The following is a 20,933-nucleotide window of genomic DNA, read 5'->3' as shown; positions in this document are numbered from 1 at the left end:
CGAACGCGCATTGTCGAGGAAGAACGGTAACATGGCCGGAGGGTCCCGGTCAAGGGTGTTGACCGGCGGGGTGCCTTGCCGCAGGGGTGTCCCTTTCGCCCCCCTGGTTGCGCCGGCCCTCCCCGGCCGTGAAAGTCCGTAGAGAAGCTTGCAAATCTCGGGCGACTCTGTTAACATGAGCGCAGTGATCGCCGATGGAGAAGAGCCCGGCTAAGGTGAGCCGGGTCTTTTTCGCAGCGAGCTGCGAAGGGTCCGCAAGGCGGCGACAACGGAGGACAGCGGCGATGAAACAGGGAAAAGAAGACCTCGTCGTCACAGAGGGCACGATAGAGAAGAGCAAGGGCAACAGTTTCTATACCGTCAGGCTCGCAAACGGCGAGCAGGTGCTCGCGAGGGTGGCCGGCCGTTCGCGGCGCATAACGCGCCACCTCTTCCCCGGCGTGGACGTCAAGGTCGAGATGTCGTGCTACGACCTCACGCGGGGCCGCATAGTCTCGCTCACTCAGGGACGCTGATCCAGGGGAAACTCTGATTTATTGCACTGAGGGAACCGTGGGCCCATGACCCTTTACAACAAGGTTCCCTCATGGTAATGAATCGGAGCCTGCCTCTTATTTGCTCTCAGAGCTGCGGTGCATTCCGCGGGGCGGTCCCCGGGAGGTTCGGGCCGCAAAGGCGTAACAGGACCCGCCTGGCGCGGGCCGAACCTCCCGGGGACCGCCATGAAAAACACGGGAAGTTTCCCCCGGAGTCTGCTCCGGTCCGGCGGCCCGGAGGTGAGGCCTGTGAGTTGCGCCATGCGGGCGGTCTTCCAGTGGGCCGCTCTCCTCGTCCCGGCGCTGTCCGTGCTCATCGCGGCCGCCGGCTGCACAGAGGGAGAGGACGGCGCGCGGCTTCTTCGTTTCGTCTCGTGGAAGCCCAACCAGCCCGAGGTATGGGACGAGGCCATAGCGCTCTTCGAGCGGGAGAATCCCGGGGTGCGCGTAGTGCGCGAGATAGCCCCCCACTCCTCGACCGTATACCACGACCTGCTCGCCCAGAAGCTGAAAAACCGCGACCCTTCGGTGGATGTGTTCCTGATGGACGTGGTCTGGCCCCATGAGTTCGCCTCGGCCGGCTGGGCCCTCCGTCTCGACGAGTTCTTCACGCCGGACAGGCGCGCCCCTTTCTTCGAGGCCGCCGTCGAGGCCGACACTTACAGGGGCGGGATCTACGGCGTGCCGCTCTACATCTCGGGCGGGCTGCTCTACTACCGAAAGGACCTGCTCCGGCGCTACGGCTTCGAGCCGCCGCGCACGTGGCCGGAGCTCGTGCGCCAGGCCGAAGCCATAAGGGCCGGCGAGAAGGACCCCGACCTCTACGGCTATTCGGCCCAGTTCAAGCAGTACGAGGGTCTCGTCTGCAACATGCAGGAGATCATCCTCTCCGGCGGCGCCCGTCTCTTCGACGCGGCGAGCGGGAGGACCTTTCTCTCGGCCCCGCGGGCCGTAGAGGCCGTCCGCTTTGCAAGGGACGAGCTCGTGGGGAGGGCGGCGCCGCGCGGGGTGCTCGCCTACCAGGAGCCCGAATCCCTTGACCTCTTCATTCAGGGAGGGGCCGTCTTCCACCGCAACTGGCCTTACGCCTGGGAGGCGGCGAACAACCCCGCCAGGTCGAAGGTGGCCGGAAAGGTGGGGGTGGCGCCGCTCCCGGCCTTCGAGGACGGCGGGGCCGTCGCCGCCCTCGGCGGCTGGCACATGGCCGTGAGCAGCTTCTCGAGGAACGTGGAGCTTGCCTGGCGGTTCGTCGAGTTCATGACCGGAGAGCGCATGCAGAAGTTCTTCGCCCTGAGGGCCGGTGTGCCGCCCGCGAGACGGAGCCTCTACGCGGACCCCGAGGTGCTGGAGCGCAACCCCCATTTCGCCGCCCTGCGGGAAGTCTTCGAGAACGCCTCGCCGAGACCGAGGACGCCCTACTACACGGCGCTCTCTCACATCCTCCAGAAATACTTCAGCAGCGCGCTCTCGGACCGGCGAAGCGACATCGCCTCCCTTGCGCGGAGGGCCGATGAAGAGACGGCCGCACTGGCCGCGAGATACGGTTATGGAGGGAACAGCGCCGGCGCGTCTTTTTCCGGAAGTTTCCCGCCCTGACGGTACGAGGGGAGGTGACGTCCCTGCGGAGGTCTTCTTCGGATAGCGCGTTCGGTTACCTTCTGGCGGCGCCCGCGCTCCTGATGCTCGCCGTCTTCGCCCTCTATCCGGCGCTCGAAACGGTCCGGCTGAGTCTGCACAGGATGGTGCTCACCATGCCGTGGCTCGGCGAGGACTTCGTGGGGCTTGAAAACTACGTCCTTTTGTGGCGTGACGGCGCCATGTGGTCTTCGCTGGCCGTGACGCTTATCTTCGTCGCCGTCACCACGGCCGTCGAGCTTGGGGCGGGGCTCGTCACGGCGCTGGTGATGAACGAGTCCTTCCGCTGGCGCGGCATATTCCGGGCCGCCGTGCTCGTGCCGTGGGCCCTGCCCACGGTGGTGGCCTCCCAGATGTGGCGCCTGCTCTTCAACGACCGCTACGGCTTCGTGAACTACGTCCTCTACGGTCCCTCCACCGAGCTCTACCGGGCCTGGCTCGCCGACCCGGCGAGCGCCCTTGCGGCCGTCATGATAGCCGACATATGGAAGACCTCGTCCTTTGCGGCCCTCATAATCCTTGCGGGGCTTCAGGCCATCGACGACGACCTCTACAGGGCCGCGGCGCTCGACGGTGCCGGACCGTGGCGGCGCTTCAGGCTCATAACGCTTCCGCTGCTGCGCCCGGCGCTCCTCGTGGCGCTGCTCTTCCGCACCATCGACGCCTTCCGGGTCTTCGACCTCGTCTTCGTCATGACCCAGGGAGGGCCGGCCGACTCGACGAGCGTGCTCCAGTTCTACGGCTACAAGCAGCTCTTCGCCTACGGGGACATGGGCTACGGCTCGGCCGTGTCGACCTTCATATTCGTGGTCATACTGCTCGTCTCGCTCTTCTACGTGCGGTTCGTCGCCCCGGCGGCGCTCTCCGGGGAGCGCCGCCCGTGAGGGGCGCGCTATCGAGATCGGCCTTCGCCGCCCTTGCGCTCGCGCTTGCGGCGCTGAGCCTCTTTCCCTTCGTATGGTTCCTTCTGACCTCGCTCAAGAGCGCGGGCGAGGTGACGGCCATACCGCCCTCCATCGTGCCCGACTTCTCGCTCCGCTCCTACGTGTCGGTCTTCGGCTCGCGGGACCTCGGCGCCTATCTGGCGAACAGCGTCGTGGTGGCCGCATCGACGACGGCTCTCTCAATGACCGCGGCCGTCCTTGCGGGCTACGCCTTCGCGCGCACCTCCATGAAGGGGCGGCGCCTGCTCTTCGCTCTCGTGCTCGCCGTCTCCATGTTCCCCCAGATATCGATAGCCGGACCGGTATGGCGCATCCTGCGGTGGGCGGGATGGCTCAACACCTACCAGGGGCTCGTCGTTCCCTACGTCTCGCTCACGCTGCCCCTTGCCGTGTGGCTCATGGCGGCCTTTTTCCGCGATTTTCCCCGGGAGCTCGAGCGGGCGGCGCTCATGGACGGCTGTACGCGCCTGGGGGCGCTCGTGCGGGTCGTGCTGCCGCTCTCGGCGCCGGGCGTCTTCACGGCCTCCATACTCGTCTTCATCTACGCATGGAACGAGTTCTTCTTCGCGCTGCTCATCATGACCGACCCGGCCATGCAGACCCTGCCCGTGGGCATCGCGCTCTTTCCCGGCGAGTTCACCATGCCCTGGGGCGAGATAGCTGCGGCCTCGGTGGTGGCCACGCTGCCGCTCGTCGCCGTGGTGCTGGCCTTCCAGCGCAGGATTATAAGGGGACTCACGGCCGGCTCGGTGAAGGGTTGAACGCCGCGGGCGCAGAGGCCCGCGGGAAGGGAGGGCTCAGAGGATGTCGTCCACGTTGAAGCCGAACTGGCCAGGATCGACGAACCCCGTTATGCGCAGGTCGTCTCTTTTGCGAAGGTCCACCTCGCGGCGGCTCAGAAGCGGCTTCCAGTCCATGTCGTAGAGTATGATGACGCGGGGCCGCAGCATCTCGCGGCGGTCGAAGGACTTCACCATGGCTATCTCGCCGGTGTTGAGCGTCACGAGGCTGCCTATGGGGAAGATGCCCAGGCACCGCACCAGCGTGTCCACCGTCTCGGGATCGAAGTGTTTGCCCCTGTTTCTGAACATGGTGCGCAGGGTTTCGTGGGGGGTGTAGCGCCGCTGGTAGACACGCTTGCTCGTCATGGCGTCGTAGACGTCGGCCACCGAGACGATGCGGGTGAAGGGGTGGATGTCGTCGCCCCTGAGGTTTCCGGGGTAGCCGCTGCCGTTGTGGCGCTCGTGATGGTGGTTGGCCACGTCGAGGGCCGTCTCGGTTATGTCCTTGGACGCCTCGAGCAGCTCGACGCCGAGCTCGGGGTGGCGCTTCATCTCCCTGAATTCTTCGTCGTTCAGTATGGTCGGCTTGTTGAGCAGCCTTTCGGGAAGCCGTGTCTTGCCGATGTCGTGGAGGATCGCCCCCATGCCGAGCTCGAATATCTCGTAGCGGGAGAGGTCGGCGTACCGGCCCACCGATATGGCGAGGATGGCCACGTTCACCGAGTGGACGAAGGTGTACTCGTCGAAGCTCTTCAGCCTTGCAAGGCTCGTCAGCGCCGCGTGGTTGCGGAAGATGCTGTCCACCATGTCCTCCACGGTGAGCTGCACCTTGTAGGTGTCTATGGCCCGCCCCGACCTGGCCTCCTCCATGAACTCCCTCACCAGGCCCACGGCCTCTTCCCTTATGGTGCGGGCCGTCTCTATCTCCTCCTCGAAGGGCGCCGTGTCGATGATCTCTGGTTCGCTGCGGGCGGGCTCGGCGGCGGCCAGGGCGTCTTCCATGACCGCCGGCTCTTCTTCCTCGCCGACGAGGACCGCCATGTCGAGGCTCTCTTCGTCTATGACGGACTCGACGTATATGTGGACCAGCCCCTGGGCCTCCAGGGCGTCGATGTCGGCCTGGCTGCGTATGAGGAGGTTGCGGCTGCGCGCCGGCGCGACGGAGTCGTCGTCGCTGTCCATGGCGGTCACGTACATGCCCACCTTCAGTTCACTCAGGGGTATCTTCTTCACCGCATCTTCCTCCTGCTTTTGCGGCCCGGCGGGGCCGTCTCCTCTCTACTATCTTCGGCGAAAGAGCGGAGGTCTTTACCGCTACGGGGGGACAGGGAGGAAAGAGCGCTTGAAAGGGGAAGCCCCGCCGTCATATGATCGGCCATATGAAGGGAGAACTCTCATGATCAGCGCGCCACCGGAGCGTCGTCTTCTCGCAACGCTGTTCGCCCTCCTCCTCTCGGCGCCCGCCCTCTTTACGGCGGCCGTCGCCGATGAGGACGCGCCCCTCTATGACACGGTCATCTCGGGCGGCACGGTAATGGACCCGGAGAGCGGCCTTGTGGAAGAGCTCGACGTGGGCATAAGGGATGGGGTCGTGGCGGCGCTGAGCAAGGGTCCGCTGCGGGGGCGCAGGGTGCTCGATGCGGCGGGGCTTGTGGTGGCCCCCGGCTTCATCGACATCCAGTCCTACGGTCCCTACTACACGATGAGCCTCTTCAAGGCGGCCGACGGCGTGACCACGAGCCTCACGCTCCACGGCGGCACCATAGACTTCGGCATCTGGGCCGCCGAAAAGGGGCGCGGCGGGCAGATGCTGAACTACGGGAGCGCCGTGAGCCACCACTTCCTGCGCTCGGCCGTGGGTGTTCCCGACCGCTACACGGCGGCCACGGCCGCCCAGACGGCCCGCATGGTCGAGAAGGTCGAGGCCGCCATGGCGGCCGGAGCCCTGGGCGTCTCCTTCAGCCTCGAATACACGCCCGGGGCGACGTACGAGGAGATACGGCCCCTCTGCGCCGTGGCGGCCCGCTACAAGGCCCCCTGCTTCATGCACCTTCGCTACTCGGACCCCGACCCTCCGGGCACGAACCGCGAGGCCGTGGCCGAGGCCCTGCGCCTTGCCCGCGACACCGGAGCCTCGGTCCACATCCACCACATAACGAGCACGGGCGGCACCTTCACCATGGACGAGACGGCGGCCCAGATAGAGGCGGCCAGGGCCGATGGACTCGACGTGACGGCATGTGTCTACCCCTACACCTACTGGGCCACCTACCTTTCGAGCGCCCGTTTCGACCCGGGCTGGCGCAGGCGCTTCCGCATCGACTACGGAGACCTCCAGATATCGGGCAGCGGCGAGCGCCTCGACGAGGATAGCTTCAGGCGCTACCGCCGCTCCGACAAGCTGGCCGTGGCCTACGCCATACCCGAGGCCGACGTGCTCAGGGCCCTTGCCGCCCCCTGGGTCATGATAGGCTCGGACGGCCTCATAAAGAGCAACGGCAACTCTCACCCCAGGGGCGCGGGCTGCTTTTCACGCACCATCGGCGTCTATGTGAGGGAGAAGGGGGCGCTCACCCTGATGGAGGCCCTTTCAAAGATGACCGTAGAGCCCGCGAGGCTGCTCGAGGGCGTGGCCCCCCGCATGAAGCGCAAGGGGAGGCTTCGCGTCGGCATGGACGCCGACATAGTCGTCTTCGACGCGGCGCGAATCCGCGACCGGGCGACGGTGGAGCGCCCCATGAGCTACTCCGAGGGTATAGAGTACGTGCTCATAAACGGCGTGCTCGTCAGGGATGGCGCCGACGTGCGCTACGAGAAGGCCGGCGTGCTCATAAGGGGAGCGGGCGGACCGGGAACCCCTTGAAATTCCTTTCCGATACAGGTATAATAACCGACACCGCCGGGCTGTGACGGGGCCGATAGCGGAGGGGAAGGGGCCGCACTCCAGCAGTGGTGACGGATATGGAAGAAGGTAGCGCTAAGAAAAAGAAGAAAGCGGTGACCATCGTCGTCTTCAGCGGCGAGATGGACAAGGCCATAGCCGCCTTCGTAATCGCCACGTCGGCGGCGTCGATGGGCATGGAGGTGAACCTGTTCTTCACCTTCTGGGGACTGAATGTCATAAGGAAGAAGGGCGGGCTCCTGAAGGGGCGCAACTGGATGCAGAAGATGCTCTCCATCATGAACTACGGTCACGCCCGCAGGCTCGCCACCTCGAAGCTCAACATGCTCGGAGCAGGGCCGGCCATGTTCAAGGCCATGATGGCGCGCAGCAAGGTGCCTACGCTCCCGGAGTTCATAGAGATGGCCCACGCCATGGGAGTCAAGCTCTACCCCTGCGAGATGAGCATGACCGTCATGGGGCTCTCGCCCGAGGACTTCATAGACCAGTGCCAGGAGGTCATAGGCGCCGTGAGCTACCTGGACAAGGCGGCGTGCTCGGACGTGAATCTCTTCATCTGAGCTCTCGGCGGGAACTTACCTGGGGCCATGGGAGCCGCGTCTGCCCGGGGCCCCTCTAAAGACTTAAGGAAGCTCTGATTTATTATGAACGCGGATATGAACGGGAAGATGGATATGAGGAGGCCTGAGGGCTGTGACGTGGCGAGAAGGCTCGATGCGCGCGGGCTTTGCTGCCCCATGCCCTCGGTCAAGACCTCGCTCGCCCTCGAGTCCATGGCCGGCGGCGAGGTGATCGAAGTGCTTACCGACGATCTCATCTCGAAGCGCGATCTGCCCCGCTGGGCCGAGGCCACGGGAAACGAACTGCTCGGTCTTGTCGAGGAGGACTCGACCGTGAGGATATACATAAGGAAGGGCGGCGGCCTGTAGGACCGCCGCCCCTGCTTTTCTGATCCGCCGCGCGGGGACCGTCTCCGCAGGCCCCGCGGCCCCCGCTCCATCTCACCTCCCCCGTCACTGGCTGTACCTCTTCCTGTAGAAGTCGATGGTCTTCTCTATCTGCTCCCTGGAGAGCCCCTGGCGCCAGCGATGCTCGTCGGCCGAGAGGAGCGTGTAGGCCAGCGCCGGGTCGAGCTCCCGCAGCTCGGGGATGAACTCGTTGTAGAAGTGCTTGGCCACCTCGTAGAAGCCGTGCCACTGGGTGAAGTCGGGACCCATCATGGACGCGCCCATGCGGGCCCGGCGCCCCTCGTGGTGCCAGAGCTCGAAGTAGGTCCACTCGATCTTCTCGTCGAAGGGCGTGGGCGTCAGTTTGCCCGAGGAGCGCAGCTTCTCCATCGCCTCCTTGGCCGGACGGCCGAACTTCTCGTTGTAGAGCGTGACGACCGAGTCGTACTGGACGTAGAAGTTGTCCACGTACTCGGGCGAGTGGCATGAGGTGCAGACATCCTTCATGGCCTTGCGCTTCTTCTCCCAGTCGTCGAGCTTTATGGAGACCTCGGGACGCAGGGTCCAGGAGATGCGTTTCCCCACGTCGTGTGTGAGCGGCTGCGAGTCTGTGGCGCTCATGTGGCAGGTGACACAGGTGGGGTACTGGTAGTCCCGGCCCGCTATCCACTTCTCCTTGGGGTTGTCGAGGTTCATGTCGTCGATGTTGGCCCTGTAGAGGATGCCGTGCTTGCTCTCGTTGTAGATCTCGATCTGCGGGTGGTCGGGGCCCATGTGGCACTTGCCGCAGTTTTCGGGCTGGCGGGCCTGGGCCTTGGAGAAGCGGTGGCGGCCGTGGCAGGCCGAGCACGAGCCCTTTGAGCCGTCGGGGTTTATGCGCCCCATGCCCGAGTTCGGCCACGTGGCGGGATCGAGCCTTCCGTCCTCGAGAACCCGCACAACACTGCCGTGGCACTGGCGGCAGCCAGAGTCGGCGGCCGCCGGCCCCTCGATGATGTTGCCGAGCACGTTGTCGAGCGAGTCTATGAAGCCCGCGGCCCCGGCATGGCGCGAGGCCTGGAACTCCTCGCTTATGGTCTTGTGGCACCGGGCGCAGTCCTTGGGCGTCACCACCACGGCGATGTAGTCGCCCTCGTGCTCGAAGGCGTCGGCGTCCTCCTTGTCGGCGCCGTGGCACTCGAAACAGCCTATGCCCTTGGCGGCGTGGCGGCTCTCCATCCAGTCGCGGATGCCGCCCTCGCCCACCGATTTCTTCAGGTGGCAGTCGATGCAGTCCTGGTTCTTGGCCGACACGTAGTAGTCGCTCTTGCCGCTCCTCGCCTTCACCTCCACGTAGCCCACGGCCGTGAGAGCCGCGAAGAGGATGAGGCTCAGAAGTCCTATGACGTACTTTATCAGTTCCGAATCCTTCAGCTTCATTTCAATCAACCCCCTCGTTCTTTGAAAACACCCCGCCGGAGAAACCCTGATTTATTGCCCTGGGGGAAACTTTCTGTAGAAAGTTTCCCCCAGACCCCCTTCAAAGACTTTCAATACGGGTTGGTTTCCCCCTGTTTTGCATAGCAAAACAGGGGGAAACCAACCCGCATTAAAAGTTTTTGGAGGGAGTCTGAGGGAACCTTTTTACAAAAAGGTTCCCTCAGGGTAATCGGTCCGAGTCTTCCTATGCGAAGGCCTGAGCAAGTGTAAGCGCCGTGAAGAAGAGTATGGCCGCCGTCGCCACGGCTGCGTTCACTCTGTACATATTATAGCCCCGATTGCGGAGAAAGCCATCGATGTAGGGATATACGACGAGTCCCGTGTAGAAGACGAGTATGGAAAAGAGCGCGGGCCCCCGCGGGGCGAGGCTTATCCACCTGTAGAGCGCCGAGAAGTACCATGGAGGCGCCACGTTGTTTGCCACCTCGAGCGGGTCGGCCGGCGGGCCGAGCTCGGGCGGGTAGATCATGACTATGTTGACCATGAAGAGCAGAAGGGCCACGGCCACGAGGCCGGTCTTGAGCAGGTGATCGGGATAGAAGGGGTGGACCTTTTCCTCCTCGCCCTCGATCCTTGCGAAACCGAGGTAGCGCACCACCAGTATATGGCCCGCCACGAGCAGCACGAGCACCAGGGGCAGGAGTTTTGTGTGGAGGTCGTAGAGGCGCAGGAGCGTGAGCTCCGAGACCTCGGCCCCTCCGCGCAGCAGGTACGCCGTCGGCGGTCCCACAAGCGGTATCTCGGCAAGCATGTTGAGCACCACCGTCATGCCCCAGTAGGAGACCTGGTCGTAGACGAGGCTGTAGCCCGTAAAGCCCATGGCCAGTGTGGTGAAGAAGACCGCCGCCCCGGCGAGCCACTTGGCCTCGCCTCCGCTGTAGGCCCTCGTGACGAAGACCCGTATCATGTGGAGCAGCAGGGTGAAGATCATCAGGTTTATCGACACCTTGTGGAGTCCGCGCACGAACCACCCCAGGTACACGCCCTCGGTTATGAGCTTTACGCTCTCGTAGGCCCTGCCTGGATAGGGTATGTAGTAGAAGGTCATGAGTATGCCCGTTGCCGCGGCCACGACGAACATGACAAGCGGTGTCGCCCCCATGCAGTAGACAAAGCCGTTCAGGTGGTCGGGCACGTCCTCCTGGATGAGGTCGATTATACGGTCCTTCAGGCCCGGTTTCTTCTCCTCCCGCAGTGCTGCCGCCTCTTCCACTTACGCCTCCATGATATTGATGTAGATGTAGTCGCCGTCCACCTTCACGTCGTAGCGGTCGAGCGGCCGCGGCGGCGGTCCCGATACGACCTCGCCGTCGGCGTCGTAGACGCCCTGGTGGCAGGGGCAGACGAATTGTTTCCGTCCCTGGTCCCAGCTCACGAGACATCCGAGGTCCGTGCACCGGCGCGAAAAGGCCGTGAAGCCCCCGCCGGTCCTGACGAGGGCGATCATCCTGTTGGAGACCTCGAGGTTGCTTACGCCGCCTTCGTCAAAGTCGCTCACCCGCCCTATGAGTATCTCGCTGGAGCGTTTCTTCCGCGCCTCGGGCACGAGGAACTGGACGAAACGCACCATGAGGGTGCCGAGACCGAAGACGAGGCCGAAGCCCATGAAGGCTGTGCTCAGGAACTTCCTCCGCGTCGTGTTGTCGTTTATGACCTTCATAGTCATGCTCCGAAAGGTTTTGAAAGTACCGGCCCCTTGTGTTGATCGTCTCTTCGAAAGGCTGCGGCCCCCGGGAGGTTCGCCCCGCAAGGGCGTAAAAAATCCCGTCCGGCGCGGGGCGAACCTCCCGGGGACCGCAGGCATGGCCGGAATGCCTCTTCAAAGACTTTTAACCGGGGCTTAAGAACCTCGTTTCCCCGGCGAACATGAGAACCAACGCGGCTCTAAGATCAAATAAAAAGTCTCTGGAGTGAATCCGGGGGAACCGTGGGGTCTGCGACCGTCTTTCAACGGGTTCCCTCGGTGGAATAATACGGAACTTCCTTGACGGTTTACATGAAGGGTCGGCGCTGACTGCTGCTTCATGCAGGGAGGGTGGGCGGCGAAGGGACAGCTTCGTCCCCCGCCGCCCGGTGAGAAGACTCGTCGTCGAGTGTCAGCTCGTGTAACCGCTCTCGCCGTGCTGGGTGATGTCCAGCCCCATGGTTTCCTCTTCCGCGTCGACCCTCAGGCCCATTACGGCGTCGAGCACCTTGAGGATTATGAAGCTCACGACACCGGCGTAGACGATGGTGGCGACGACGCCAGCTATCTGGGGCATGAGCTGGGCCGGATTGCCGAAGAAGAGCCCCTCGGCGCCCACGGAGGCGAAGAGTCCGGTGGCTATGGCGCCCCAGATGCCGCCCACGCCGTGGATGCCGAAGACGTCGAGCGAGTCGTCGTAGCCGAGAAGCGGCTTTACCAGGCTCACGGCCATGTAGCAGAGCACGCCGGCGCCCAGGCCAATGATGATCGACGATACGGGACCCACGAAACCGGCCGCCGGGGTTATGCCCACGAGCCCGGCCACGGCGCCGGAGACGGCGCCGAGCACCGTCGGTTTTCCCCGCTGGGCCCACTCGACGAACGTCCAGCCCAGGGCCCCGGCCGCGGCGGCCGTGTTGGTGGCCACAAGCGCCGTGGCCGCTATGGCGTCGGCCGCCAGGGCGCTTCCGGCGTTGAAGCCGAACCAGCCGAACCACAGGAGCGCCGTGCCGAGCACCGTCATGGGCAGGTTGTGGGGAGGCATGGCCTCGTTGGGGTAGCCCTTGCGCTTGCCCATGACGACGGCCGCCACCAGGGCCGACACGCCCGAGCTTATGTGAACGACCGTGCCGCCCGCGAAGTCGAGCGCGCCCATCTCGCCTATCCATCCGCCGCCCCATACCCAGTGGCAGACCGGGTCGTAGACGAAGGTGGTCCACAGAAGGCCGAAGACCACGAAGGTCGAAAAGCGCATCCTCTCGGCGAAGGCGCCGGAGATGAGCGCCACCGTTATGATGGCGAAGGTCCCCTGGAACATCATGAAGACCAGGTGCGGGATCGTGCCGTTGGGCTCGCCTCCCACGCCGGCGAGCCCCAGGTGGGCGAGCCCGCCCACCACCGACGCCACGTCGGGCCCGAAGGCGAGGGTGTAGCCCCAGAGCACCCACTGCACGCTCACGAGGCAGAGCATGAAGAAGCTGTGCATGATCGTGCCGAGCACGTTCTTCTTGCGCACCATGCCGGCGTAGAAGAGCGCGAGACCGGGCGTCATGACCATTACCATCGCCGTGGCTACGATTATCCACGCCGTATCGCCCGTGTCTATGGCCGGCGCCTCCTCGGCGGCGGCGAGCGCCGGCAGCAGTGTAAGGAAAAGGGTGGACAACAGCGTCTTTGCGGTCTGTTTCATCATTTCTTTCCTACCTCCCAGGGATTTTCAATACTTCGCCACGCCATCAGAGCGCGCTCTCGCCCCTTTCGCCGGTGCGGATCCTCACGGCGTCGTCCACGTCGATGACGAAGACCTTGCCGTCGCCTATCTTTCCCGTGCGGCCCGACTCGATGATGGCCTCCACGACCTTTGCCGCCTGGTCGTCGGTGGTGACCACCTCGAGCTTGAGCTTCGGCAGGAAGTCGACGGTGTACTCGGCCCCCCTGTAGAGCTCGGTGTGGCCCTTCTGCCGGCCGAAGCCCTTTACCTCCGAGACGGTGAGACCCTCGATGTGGATGTCGTTCAGGGCCTTCTTCACGTCGTCGAGCTTGAACGGCTTGATGATCGCCTCGACTTTCTTCATCTCCCTCTACCTCCCTCTCTTCGTTAAGCGCCGCCCCTCCCGGCGGCCGATGTGCCGTGGAACCTTCAAGGAGCCCGCAAAAAAAGGCGCCTTTCCCCACCGTTTCTGGAGGCGGTGCGGGAAAGGCGCCTTTGCCTTTTCCATGTAATACGATACGCCGTTGTATCGTAGGGGGACCCTTCTTTCCGGGGTCCCGGTGTAGATTCAGAAGGTGTAGCCGCTCTCGCCGTGCTGAGAGAGGTCGAGCCCCTCGATCTCTTCTTCCCTGCTCACCCTCAGTCCCACGGTCGCGTCGACGACCTTGAGGACGGCGAAGGTGCCGCCGGCCGAGAGCGCGATGGTGACGAGCACGCCGGTGAGCTGGCTGAGGAGCTGTCCCCCGTTGCCTAAGACCAGTCCCTCGGCGCCCACCGAGGCGAAGAGCCCGATGGAGAGGCTCCCCCAGATGCCGCTCACGCCGTGGATGCCGAAGACGTCGAGCGAGTCGTCGTAGCCGAGCCGCGGCTTGAGCACGCTCACCGCCCAGTAACAGACAAGCCCTCCGACGAGTCCTATGAGCACCGCGAAGGCCGGTGTGACGAAGCCCGACGCCGGCGTTATGGAGCCCAGTCCGGCCACGGCCCCGGAGACGGCGCCGAGCATGGTGGGCTTGCCCCTGTGGAGCCACTCGGTGAAGACCCATGTGAGCGTGCCCATCGAGGCGGCCATGTGGGTCGTCACAAGTGTGTTGGCGGCGACGCCGTCGGCCGCCAGGGCGCTCCCGGCGTTGAAGCCGAACCAGCCGAACCAGAGTATGCCCATGCCCACGGCCGTGAGGCCCAGGTTGTGGGGCATCATGGCCTCCCTGGGGTAGCCCTTTCGCGGTCCCAGGACCAGGGCCGCCACCAGGGCCGACACGCCGCAGCTTATGTGGACCACCATCCCGCCGGCGAAGTCGAGGACGCCGAGCTCCGAGAGCCATCCTCCGCCCCAGACCCAGTGGCAGAGGGGGTCGTAGACGAGCGTCGCCCAGAGGAGCCCGAAGGCGACTACGGCGCAGAACTTCATCCTCTCCACCACGGCCCCTGTTATGAGGGCCACCGTTATGGCGGCGAAGGTGCCCTGGAACATCATGAAGAGGAGGTGCGGGATCGTGCCCTCCGGCTCCATGCCGACGCCCGAGAGCATGAGGTGGCGCGGTCCTCCCACAAGGCCTCCAAGGTCGGGGCCGAAAGAGAGCGTGTAGCCGAGCGCCATCCACTGCACGCTGATGAGGCAGAGCATGAAAAAACTGTGCATCAGCGTGTCGAGGACGTTTTTCTTTCGCACCATGCCCGCGTAGAAGTAGGCGAGCCCGGGCGTCATGAACATCACCAGCGCCGTGGAGACGAGCACCCAGGCCGTGTCGGCCTTGTCTATGGCGCCGCTTCCGGCGGCCCGCGCGTCGGCGGCCGTCAGAAGGATCAGTGAAATACCGAGCGCCGCCGGCAGGGGCCGCGGGGCGGCGGCGCTGAAAGTCTTTTGATGGATGGCATGGATGGCCCTTGAAAATACTCTGAGCACGTCGTCGTACCTCCCTGGCAGGTTTCTTCGTTGAAGACCGGAGGGGCTTCGCGGCGTCGTTGCCGCCCTCCTCCAAGGCGAAAAAGAGAGCCGTCGTTTTCTTCACCGCCGGCCCCTCTGGAGAAGGGACCGGCGGTGTGAATGATTCAGAAGGCGTATGTGAGCCTCACGGCCGCCGAGTCCATCTTGTCCTGCATGGCGCCGGCGGGGCCGAAGACCTTGGCGTCCGACTTGTCGCGGCGGTACTCGACGACGATGTGTGTGTGGTCGCCGACCGAGAAGGTGGGGGCGATGGTGTAGGCCTGGCGCGTCTCCTTCACGCCGCTTCCGAGCCTTGCGCCGTCCTTGTCGTCGAAGTAGTCGTAGCGCAGCGTAAGGCCCGCGAAGTCCGTGAAGTCGTAGTGGACCATGAGCAGGCCGGCCAGCCACTCGGCGTCGTCGCCGGCGGTGACGGCGCTGGCCTTCTCCTCGCTGCCTATGTTGAGCTCGCCGCCGATGAGAAGGTTGGGCACGGCCGTAACGGAGAAGTCCACGTCGTAGACCGTCCTCCTGTCGTCGCTGTTGCCCGTCTTCTCGGCGCCGCTGATGGCCGAGAAGCCGATGTTCACGTCCTTTACGGGCGTTATGCCGAGCCGTCCCCCGACGGTGCGCGAGTCGTTGTCGTCGATGTTGTTGTCCCAGCCGTTGACGACGTAGAGGACTATGTCCACCACCTCGCCGAAGGCGTAGGCGCCCATGAGCCCCGTGACGTTTGTGGGCACGCCGTAGTTGAAGACCAGGGCGTGCGAGTACTGGTACATGTCCACCGGGTCGAGGAGCTCGAACCCTATGGGCGCGTTGAACTTGCCGAAGGTGAACTCCAGGCCGTCGCCCACGGGGGCCGTGTAGGTCACGTAGCCCTGCTCCACTATGTCGTCGAAGGAGAGGTCGTCCGTCTTGGCGTCTTCGGCCCTGTAGTTGATGTCGGCCCTCAGCGAGGTGCGCTCGCCGAGTTTCTTGAAGAAGTCGAGCTCCACCTCCTCCACCTCGAAGCCGCTGGTGGTGAACTCCGTGTCCGCAAGGCTCGCGTCGACGAAGCCGGTTATCTCCAGGTCCGAGGCCCCGGCGTCCGCCGCGCAGATGGGCATAAACAACGCCGCCGCCGTCAACAACGTCCTCTTCAGTGCTTTCATCAAGGCTTCCTCCTTATTCCGTGCAGGTTTGGTTATGAAGACGAGAATGCGCCCCCCTCTCCGAGCGGGAAGATAGGGCGCCCGCGCCTGCTGTGTTCCCGGACCGTCCCCATTGCTGCGACGGGCCTTGCTTCAGGTAACAGCAAGAAGCGTGCCATCCACGCCTCATGCCTCCGGCCCCGGCCGGGGCCGTCTTTTCGCCGTACCTTGCCGGCGGGCCGCCCGGTTCTGCCTCTATTTTGGGCAGGCGGTGATTAAGGTCCGGTCATAGGGTTCCCGGCTCAGGGCGCCCACCGGCTGCCGAGACCCCGGAGCCACCTGGAGAAGACCGCCTCAGCGTAGCGCCTGAGCGTCTCCGTCAGCAGAGGCGTCCGGGCCCTTACGGCCGCGGGGTCGATTGTGCCCGACAGGTCCGCGAGCTCGTCGCCGTTGACCTCGAGCCACTGGAGGATCATCGATTCCGTCACCTCCAGGTGGAACTGGAAGCCGTAGGAGGGGCCTATGCGGAAGAGCTGGTTTTCGAAGAGCCTCGACGAGGCGAGCCTGACGGCTCCCGGCGGTATGTCGAAGGTGTCGCCGTGCCACTGGAAGACCTTCATGCGGCGGGGCAGGCCGAAGAGAAGGCGGTCGGCCCTTCCCTCGTCCGTCAGGTCTATGTCGTACCATCCTATCTCGCGCTCGGGCCTGCGGAAGACGGCGGCGCCTGCGGCCCTGGCCAGGAGCTGCGCGCCGAGGCATATGCCCATTACGGGCACGCCGCTTCGCAGGGCGCTCTCGATGAGGCGGATCTCGGCCGTGAGAAAGGGGTATCTCTTCTCCTCGTATACGCCCATCGGTCCGCCCAGCACGACGACGGCGCTGTAGCGGTCTGCGCGCCCCGGCGTCTTCGCGCCGGCGCAGACCTTGACAAGCTCCGTTTCGATGCCGGCCCTCTCCATTATCCGGCCCAGTGTGCCGGGACCCTCGTGGGGCACCTGCTGGATGATAAGAACTTTCTTCATGGGGGCACCTCCTTCGTCGTTCCCTCGCAGTCGGCTTCGAAGATCGGCGGTCCTGGCGCGTGGTTCAGAGCTCGCCCAGCGCCTTGATTATCACTTCCGCTATCTCGCGCATGGTGCTTCGCCTGTCCATGCTTATCTTGCGCAGCCTCCCGAAGGCCTCCTTCTCCGTGAGTCCCTCCTTCTCCATGAGCAGCCCCTTGGCGCGCTCCACGACCTTGCGGGTCTCTATGGCCTCCTTGAGGTCCACGTTTTCCTTGCGGAGCTGTTCGAGCTCGTTGTGGCGGTCGAGAGCGAGCTCTATGGCCGGCTGGAGCTCCTCGAACCTCACGGGTTTTGTGAGGTAGGCCATCACTCCGGCCTCGACGGCCCTTCGCACGGTCTCGTCGTCGGAGCTCGCCGTAAGGAGCAGCACCGGCGTGGGACGGAGCGAGTTTATGAGTCTCGCCGCCTCGATGCCGTCCATGCCCGGCATCTTGACGTCCATTATCACGAGGTCCGGGTCGTTGGCGGTGCAGATGTCCACGGCCTGGGAGCCGTCGCCGCCCTCGGCCACGACCTCGTAGCCGGCGTCCTCGAGGAAGCCGCGCAGCACCACCCTCTGCGACGCCTCGTCGTCTATCAAAGCCACCTTCTTCATACCGTCTCCTTTGTTTGCCGCAGGCCCCCAGGCCCGGATGGCCGGATGGCCCGCCCTACGGCCCACAGGAGTAGCAAGAACGGTGCCAAGGCTGTTTTGAAGGTGGTTTGAGGGGCGCGGCGTCGCCGGAGAAGGACCTTTTTTGGGCAGGGATGCACAAAGATTGGGCTTCGGCGGGGGGGGAGGGGGAGGGGGGCGCCGTGACCCTTACAGGGAGGGGCCCTCGAGCCTGTAACCGGCGTCCTTCAAGGCGGCGGTGACGGCGGCGCCGTGCTCCCCGTCTTCCACTTCTATCGTTATGTGGATGAGGGCCTTGCCCACCGGCACGTCCATGCGGTCGCGTTCGTGGGTCACTTCCAGTATGTTCGACCTCCTGGCGGCGAGGAGGGCGGTAAGGCGGGCGAGCTCTCCCGGAGCGTCGCGCAGCAGGGTTGATATGCGGCGGATCCGTCCCTCGCGCAGCAGGCCGAGCCTTATGATCCTGTCGAGCGTTGTCACGTCCATGTTGCCTCCGCTTGCGACGAGCACCACCTTCCGGGCCCCCGGCGGGAGCTTCCCCTCCATGCAGGCCGCAAGGGCCGTGGCGCCGGCGCCCTCGACCATGAGCTTCTTGCGCTCCAGCAGCTTGAGCACGGCCGCGGCTATGGCGTCCTCGTCCACCGTGACCACGTCGTCGACCTTTTCGGCGATGATGGAGAGGGTGCGGCGGCAGAGCCGTTTTATGGCGATGCCGTCCGCTATGGTGTCGGCCGGGGCGACGTCGACGGGCCTGCCCGCCTCGAGGGCGGCGCTGCACGACGGCGAGGCTGCGGCCTCCACGCCCACGACCCTGACCGAGGGGTTCAGGGCCTTGACGGCCGTCGATATGCCGGAGATGAGACCTCCGCCGCCTACGGGCACTACCACCGTGTCCGCGTCGGCCAGCTCCTCCATTATTTCGAGCCCGACGGTGCCCTGGCCGGCGATCACGAAGTCGTCGTCGAAGGCGTGGACGAGGGTGAGCCCCTGTTCCGAGGCGAGCTCCAGGGCCCGCTCCATGGCGTCCTCGAAGCCGCGCCCGTGCAATACGACCTCGCCGCCGTAGCCGCGGGTGGCCACCTGCTTTATGATGGGCGCCGTCTCGGGCATCACTATGACGCTTCTCACGCCGAGGCGCGCGGCGGCCCAGGCCACCCCCTGGGCGTGATTGCCCGACGAGGCGGCCACCACGCCCGCCCGTCTCTTCCCGTCGTCGAGGGTGCTTATCCTGTTGTAGGCGCCCCTCGCCTTGAAGGAGCCGGTCTTCTGCATGTTCTCAAGCTTCATGCACAGCTCCACGCCCAGCATCCCGCCGAGCGATGCCGAGCAGACCACCGGCGTGCGGCTCACCACCCCTTCAAGCCTTGCGGCCGCTTCCCTTATGAGTCCTATCATCCCGCCCCCTTCGTCTCCTGACGGTCTCGAAGAGCGCCACCGCCGCGGCCTGGCTCGCGTTGAGCGAGCCCACGCGCCCGGCCATCGGTATCTTCACCGCGAAGTCGCACTTCGACATGACGAGCCTGCCGATCCCTCTCCCCTCGCCGCCTACGACGAGGGCCAGGTCGCCGGAGAGGTCGGCGTCGTAGATGCTCTCAGCCGAGGTCCCCTCCAAGGCGACGATCCACAGGCCCTCGGCCTTGAGTCTGTCCATCGTCCTTGCGAGGTTCGTGACCCTCGCAACGGGCATGTGCTCGGCGGCGCCGGCCGATGCCTTCACGGCCGCCGCCGTTACGCCGCAGGCCCTGTCCTTCGGTATGACGACACCGTGGGCGCCTGCGCACTCGGCGGCCCTTATGAGGGCGCCGAGGTTTTGCGGATCCTCTATGGAGTCGAGCACCAGAAAGAGCGCCGCGCGCCCGCTGCTCTTCCAGGCGTCGATGAGGTCTTCAAGGTGGGCGTATGCGTAGGCGCCCCGCACGAGGGCCGCCACGCCCTGGTGCCTGTGCGTGCCGGTGAGCGCCGAGAGCTCGGCGGCGGCCACGACCCTCACGGCCGCGCCCCTGCGGCGGGCGAGCTCCACAACGCGGCGGATCCTCTCGCCGTGACGCCCCCTCCCTACGAGGACCTCCGTCACCGCGTCCCTCTCCGAGCGCAGGGCCTCGATGACGGGGTTCATGCCGTAGACCGTGCGCTTCATCGCGGCCGCCGGAGCTCGCCGGCCCCCTCGCGCCCTCTCTCCCTGTAGAGCTCCATGAGGTGGGCTTCGATTAGGTCCTTCGCCTTCGGGTCGGCCCCGCTTGCCGCCGCGGCGTCGAGAGCCTCTGAAAGCTCTCTTTCGGCGCGCTCGTAGAGGCCGAGCCTTGTGTGGACGACGCCCATGGTGTCGAGGTAGACGTGACGCCGGGAGGGGTCGCGCTCAAGGGCCTCGGCGGCCGTCTGCCCGGCCTCGTCGAGGCGTCCGAGCTCCATCAGCGTCCACGCCAGGTCGTTTAAGAGAAGGGGGTTGCCCGGATAGGAGAGGAGGGCGCGCGAGACGACGCGCCGGGCCTGCTCGAAGCGTCCCTGCCCGACGAGCTCCGAGGCGCGGCGCAGGTACTCGGCCAGGGCCGTGCCGTCGCCGGGAAGGGGCGGTCTCACGAGCAGCGCCCCGCCGCCTCCCCTCTTCCAGGCGGACCCGATCTCTTCCACGGACGCCGCCTCGTGGGCCTTGCGGCCCGTGTGGAGCACCACCACCCCCCGCCGCTCGTCCATGCCCGTCACCACCACGAAGTGGCCCACCGGATACGCCCTGAGCCCGAGGTTGAGAAAGAGGATCACGGGGTAGCCCTCCCGCAGCAGCCGGCCCACGTCCCCCATCGTGCCGTCGAAGAATACGGCTTCCATGCCGACTCGTCCGGCGTAGACGAGCATGTCCAGCATGAGCGAGCCGCCTATGCGCGGCTCGTAGACGGCGGCGCTTATCTCCTCCATCGTGACCTCTGCGCCGTGGTAGGCGAGCACCGAGGCGAGGGCCGCCGGGCCGCAGAGCTCGTCGCCGCCGGGGAAGAAGGGCACCCCTTCGAGAAATACGGCCGGCGGGGGAACGGGGGCCGCCCTCCCGCGCACGTCCCGGAGCGCCTGAGCGCAGCCGGCCGTGAAGAGGGCCGCGGCCAGAAGGGCAAGCGCCGCCATGAGATGGCGCCTCCGCGCGTAAGGGACTATCGCCACGGGGAGTAACGTAACGGGGCATCCTCGGTTTTCCCCTGTTCCGCCAGGCAGAACAGGGGAAAACCGGTTCGTATCGAAAGTCTTTGAAGGGGCGCCTTGCCCGCGCCCGCTGCCTGGGGGGCGGTGCCCTGGAGGTTCGGCCCGCAAGGGCGTAAAAACCCCGCCCGGCGCGGGCCGAACCTCCAGGCCACCGCCGAACATCCGAATAATAGAGGAGGCATGGGGCAGACCCGGGCCTACGGCCCTTCTACAAAAAGTTTCCCCCGGAGTAATTAAGGAAGCTCTGATTTATTGCACCGGGGGAAACTTTCTGTAGAAAGTTTCCCCCGGACCCCCTTCAAAGACTTTTAATTCCCTGCGGATCACCCCGATTTTGCTTGCAAAATCGGGGTGATCCGCAGGGCGTTAAAAGTTTTTGGAGGGAGTCTGAGG

The 20,933-nt window shown here is 65.2% G+C and carries 20 protein-coding genes; 7 read left to right on the top strand and 13 right to left on the bottom strand.

Annotated features, from left to right (window positions below):
• Positions 1–284: 284 nt before the first annotated feature.
• From infA to ENJ37_10090, 4 genes are all read left to right on the top strand, one after another.
• Complete coding sequence (infA, locus tag ENJ37_10105; protein ID HHL40849.1) at positions 285–515, top strand: translation initiation factor IF-1; 231 nt, start codon at positions 285–287, stop codon at positions 513–515.
• Between the two features lie 207 nt (positions 516–722).
• Complete coding sequence (locus ENJ37_10100; protein ID HHL40848.1) at positions 723–2,132, top strand: ABC transporter substrate-binding protein; 1,410 nt, start codon at positions 723–725, stop codon at positions 2,130–2,132.
• Positions 2,133–2,215: 83 nt separating this feature from the next.
• A complete protein-coding gene (locus ENJ37_10095) occupies positions 2,216–3,055 on the top strand; it encodes a sugar ABC transporter permease (protein HHL40847.1) in 840 nt (279 codons plus the stop codon).
• Positions 3,052–3,876 carry a carbohydrate ABC transporter permease gene (locus tag ENJ37_10090; protein ID HHL40846.1) on the top strand — a complete coding sequence of 275 codons (825 nt, stop codon included), beginning with the start codon at positions 3,052–3,054 and terminating at the stop codon, positions 3,874–3,876. Before ENJ37_10095 ends, ENJ37_10090 begins: the two co-directional genes overlap by 4 nt.
• Before the next feature lie 36 nt (positions 3,877–3,912).
• Here the strand turns inward: ENJ37_10090 and ENJ37_10085 are convergent, their stop codons facing one another.
• Positions 3,913–5,094: an HD-GYP domain-containing protein gene (locus tag ENJ37_10085; GenBank protein ID HHL40845.1), complete on the bottom strand. Its 1,182-nt coding sequence runs from the start codon at positions 5,092–5,094 to the stop codon at positions 3,913–3,915.
• On the opposite strand from ENJ37_10085, the gene ENJ37_10080 reads away from it, so the two are divergent.
• From ENJ37_10080 to ENJ37_10070, 3 genes are all read left to right on the top strand, one after another.
• Positions 5,009–6,760: an aminoacylase gene (locus tag ENJ37_10080; protein ID HHL40844.1), complete on the top strand. Its 1,752-nt coding sequence runs from the start codon at positions 5,009–5,011 to the stop codon at positions 6,758–6,760. The genes ENJ37_10085 and ENJ37_10080 overlap by 86 nt on opposite strands.
• Positions 6,761–6,858: 98 nt before the next feature.
• Positions 6,859–7,359, top strand: a complete 501-nt coding sequence (locus ENJ37_10075) for a hypothetical protein (GenBank protein ID HHL40843.1) — start codon at positions 6,859–6,861, stop codon at positions 7,357–7,359.
• Between the two features lie 114 nt (positions 7,360–7,473).
• The gene (locus ENJ37_10070; protein HHL40842.1) at positions 7,474–7,728 is read left to right on the top strand and encodes a sulfurtransferase TusA family protein; all 255 of its coding nucleotides are present in this window, start codon (positions 7,474–7,476) and stop codon (positions 7,726–7,728) included.
• A gap of 84 nt (positions 7,729–7,812) precedes the next feature.
• Here ENJ37_10070 and ENJ37_10065 read toward each other — a convergent pair whose 3' ends face one another.
• The 12 genes from ENJ37_10065 to ENJ37_10010 form a co-directional block, all read right to left on the bottom strand.
• Positions 7,813–9,165, bottom strand: coding sequence for a cytochrome C552 (locus ENJ37_10065; GenBank protein ID HHL40841.1), 1,353 nt, complete (start codon positions 9,163–9,165; stop codon positions 7,813–7,815).
• A gap of 244 nt (positions 9,166–9,409) precedes the next feature.
• Positions 9,410–10,438: a hypothetical protein gene (locus ENJ37_10060; GenBank protein ID HHL40840.1), complete on the bottom strand. Its 1,029-nt coding sequence runs from the start codon at positions 10,436–10,438 to the stop codon at positions 9,410–9,412.
• The gene (locus tag ENJ37_10055; GenBank protein HHL40839.1) at positions 10,439–10,885 is read right to left on the bottom strand and encodes a ubiquinol-cytochrome c reductase iron-sulfur subunit; all 447 of its coding nucleotides are present in this window, start codon (positions 10,883–10,885) and stop codon (positions 10,439–10,441) included.
• A gap of 436 nt (positions 10,886–11,321) precedes the next feature.
• A complete protein-coding gene (locus tag ENJ37_10050; protein ID HHL40838.1) occupies positions 11,322–12,602 on the bottom strand; it encodes an ammonium transporter in 1,281 nt (426 codons plus the stop codon).
• Between the two features lie 43 nt (positions 12,603–12,645).
• A complete protein-coding gene (locus ENJ37_10045) occupies positions 12,646–12,984 on the bottom strand; it encodes a P-II family nitrogen regulator (protein HHL40837.1) in 339 nt (112 codons plus the stop codon).
• A gap of 204 nt (positions 12,985–13,188) precedes the next feature.
• Positions 13,189–14,382 (bottom strand): ammonium transporter, encoded by a 1,194-nt coding sequence (locus tag ENJ37_10040; protein ID HHL40836.1) that lies wholly within the window; start codon positions 14,380–14,382, stop codon positions 13,189–13,191.
• A 290-nt stretch (positions 14,383–14,672) separates the two neighbouring features.
• Entirely contained in the window at positions 14,673–15,698 is a 1,026-nt protein-coding gene (locus tag ENJ37_10035; GenBank protein HHL40835.1) for a hypothetical protein, read from the bottom strand.
• Positions 15,699–15,979: 281 nt separating this feature from the next.
• Complete coding sequence (locus ENJ37_10030) at positions 15,980–16,699, bottom strand: type 1 glutamine amidotransferase (protein HHL40834.1); 720 nt, start codon at positions 16,697–16,699, stop codon at positions 15,980–15,982.
• A 64-nt stretch (positions 16,700–16,763) separates the two neighbouring features.
• Positions 16,764–17,336 (bottom strand): response regulator, encoded by a 573-nt coding sequence (locus ENJ37_10025; protein ID HHL40833.1) that lies wholly within the window; start codon positions 17,334–17,336, stop codon positions 16,764–16,766.
• 207 nt (positions 17,337–17,543) lie between these two features.
• Positions 17,544–18,749 carry a threonine ammonia-lyase gene (locus ENJ37_10020; protein ID HHL40832.1) on the bottom strand — a complete coding sequence of 402 codons (1,206 nt, stop codon included), beginning with the start codon at positions 18,747–18,749 and terminating at the stop codon, positions 17,544–17,546.
• Positions 18,712–19,491, bottom strand: coding sequence for a 23S rRNA (guanosine(2251)-2'-O)-methyltransferase RlmB (gene rlmB / locus ENJ37_10015; GenBank protein ID HHL40831.1), 780 nt, complete (start codon positions 19,489–19,491; stop codon positions 18,712–18,714). Before rlmB ends, ENJ37_10020 begins: the two co-directional genes overlap by 38 nt.
• Entirely contained in the window at positions 19,488–20,702 is a 1,215-nt protein-coding gene (locus ENJ37_10010; protein HHL40830.1) for a tetratricopeptide repeat protein, read from the bottom strand. Before ENJ37_10010 ends, rlmB begins: the two co-directional genes overlap by 4 nt.
• Positions 20,703–20,933: the final 231 nt, after the last annotated feature.

It is taken from the genome of Deltaproteobacteria bacterium (genome assembly GCA_011375175.1).
Taxonomy (GTDB): Bacteria; Desulfobacterota; GWC2-55-46; order GWC2-55-46; family DRME01; genus DRME01.
Note: the sequence above shows the minus strand (reverse complement) of the source record. Positions and strands in the feature narration are given on the sequence as shown.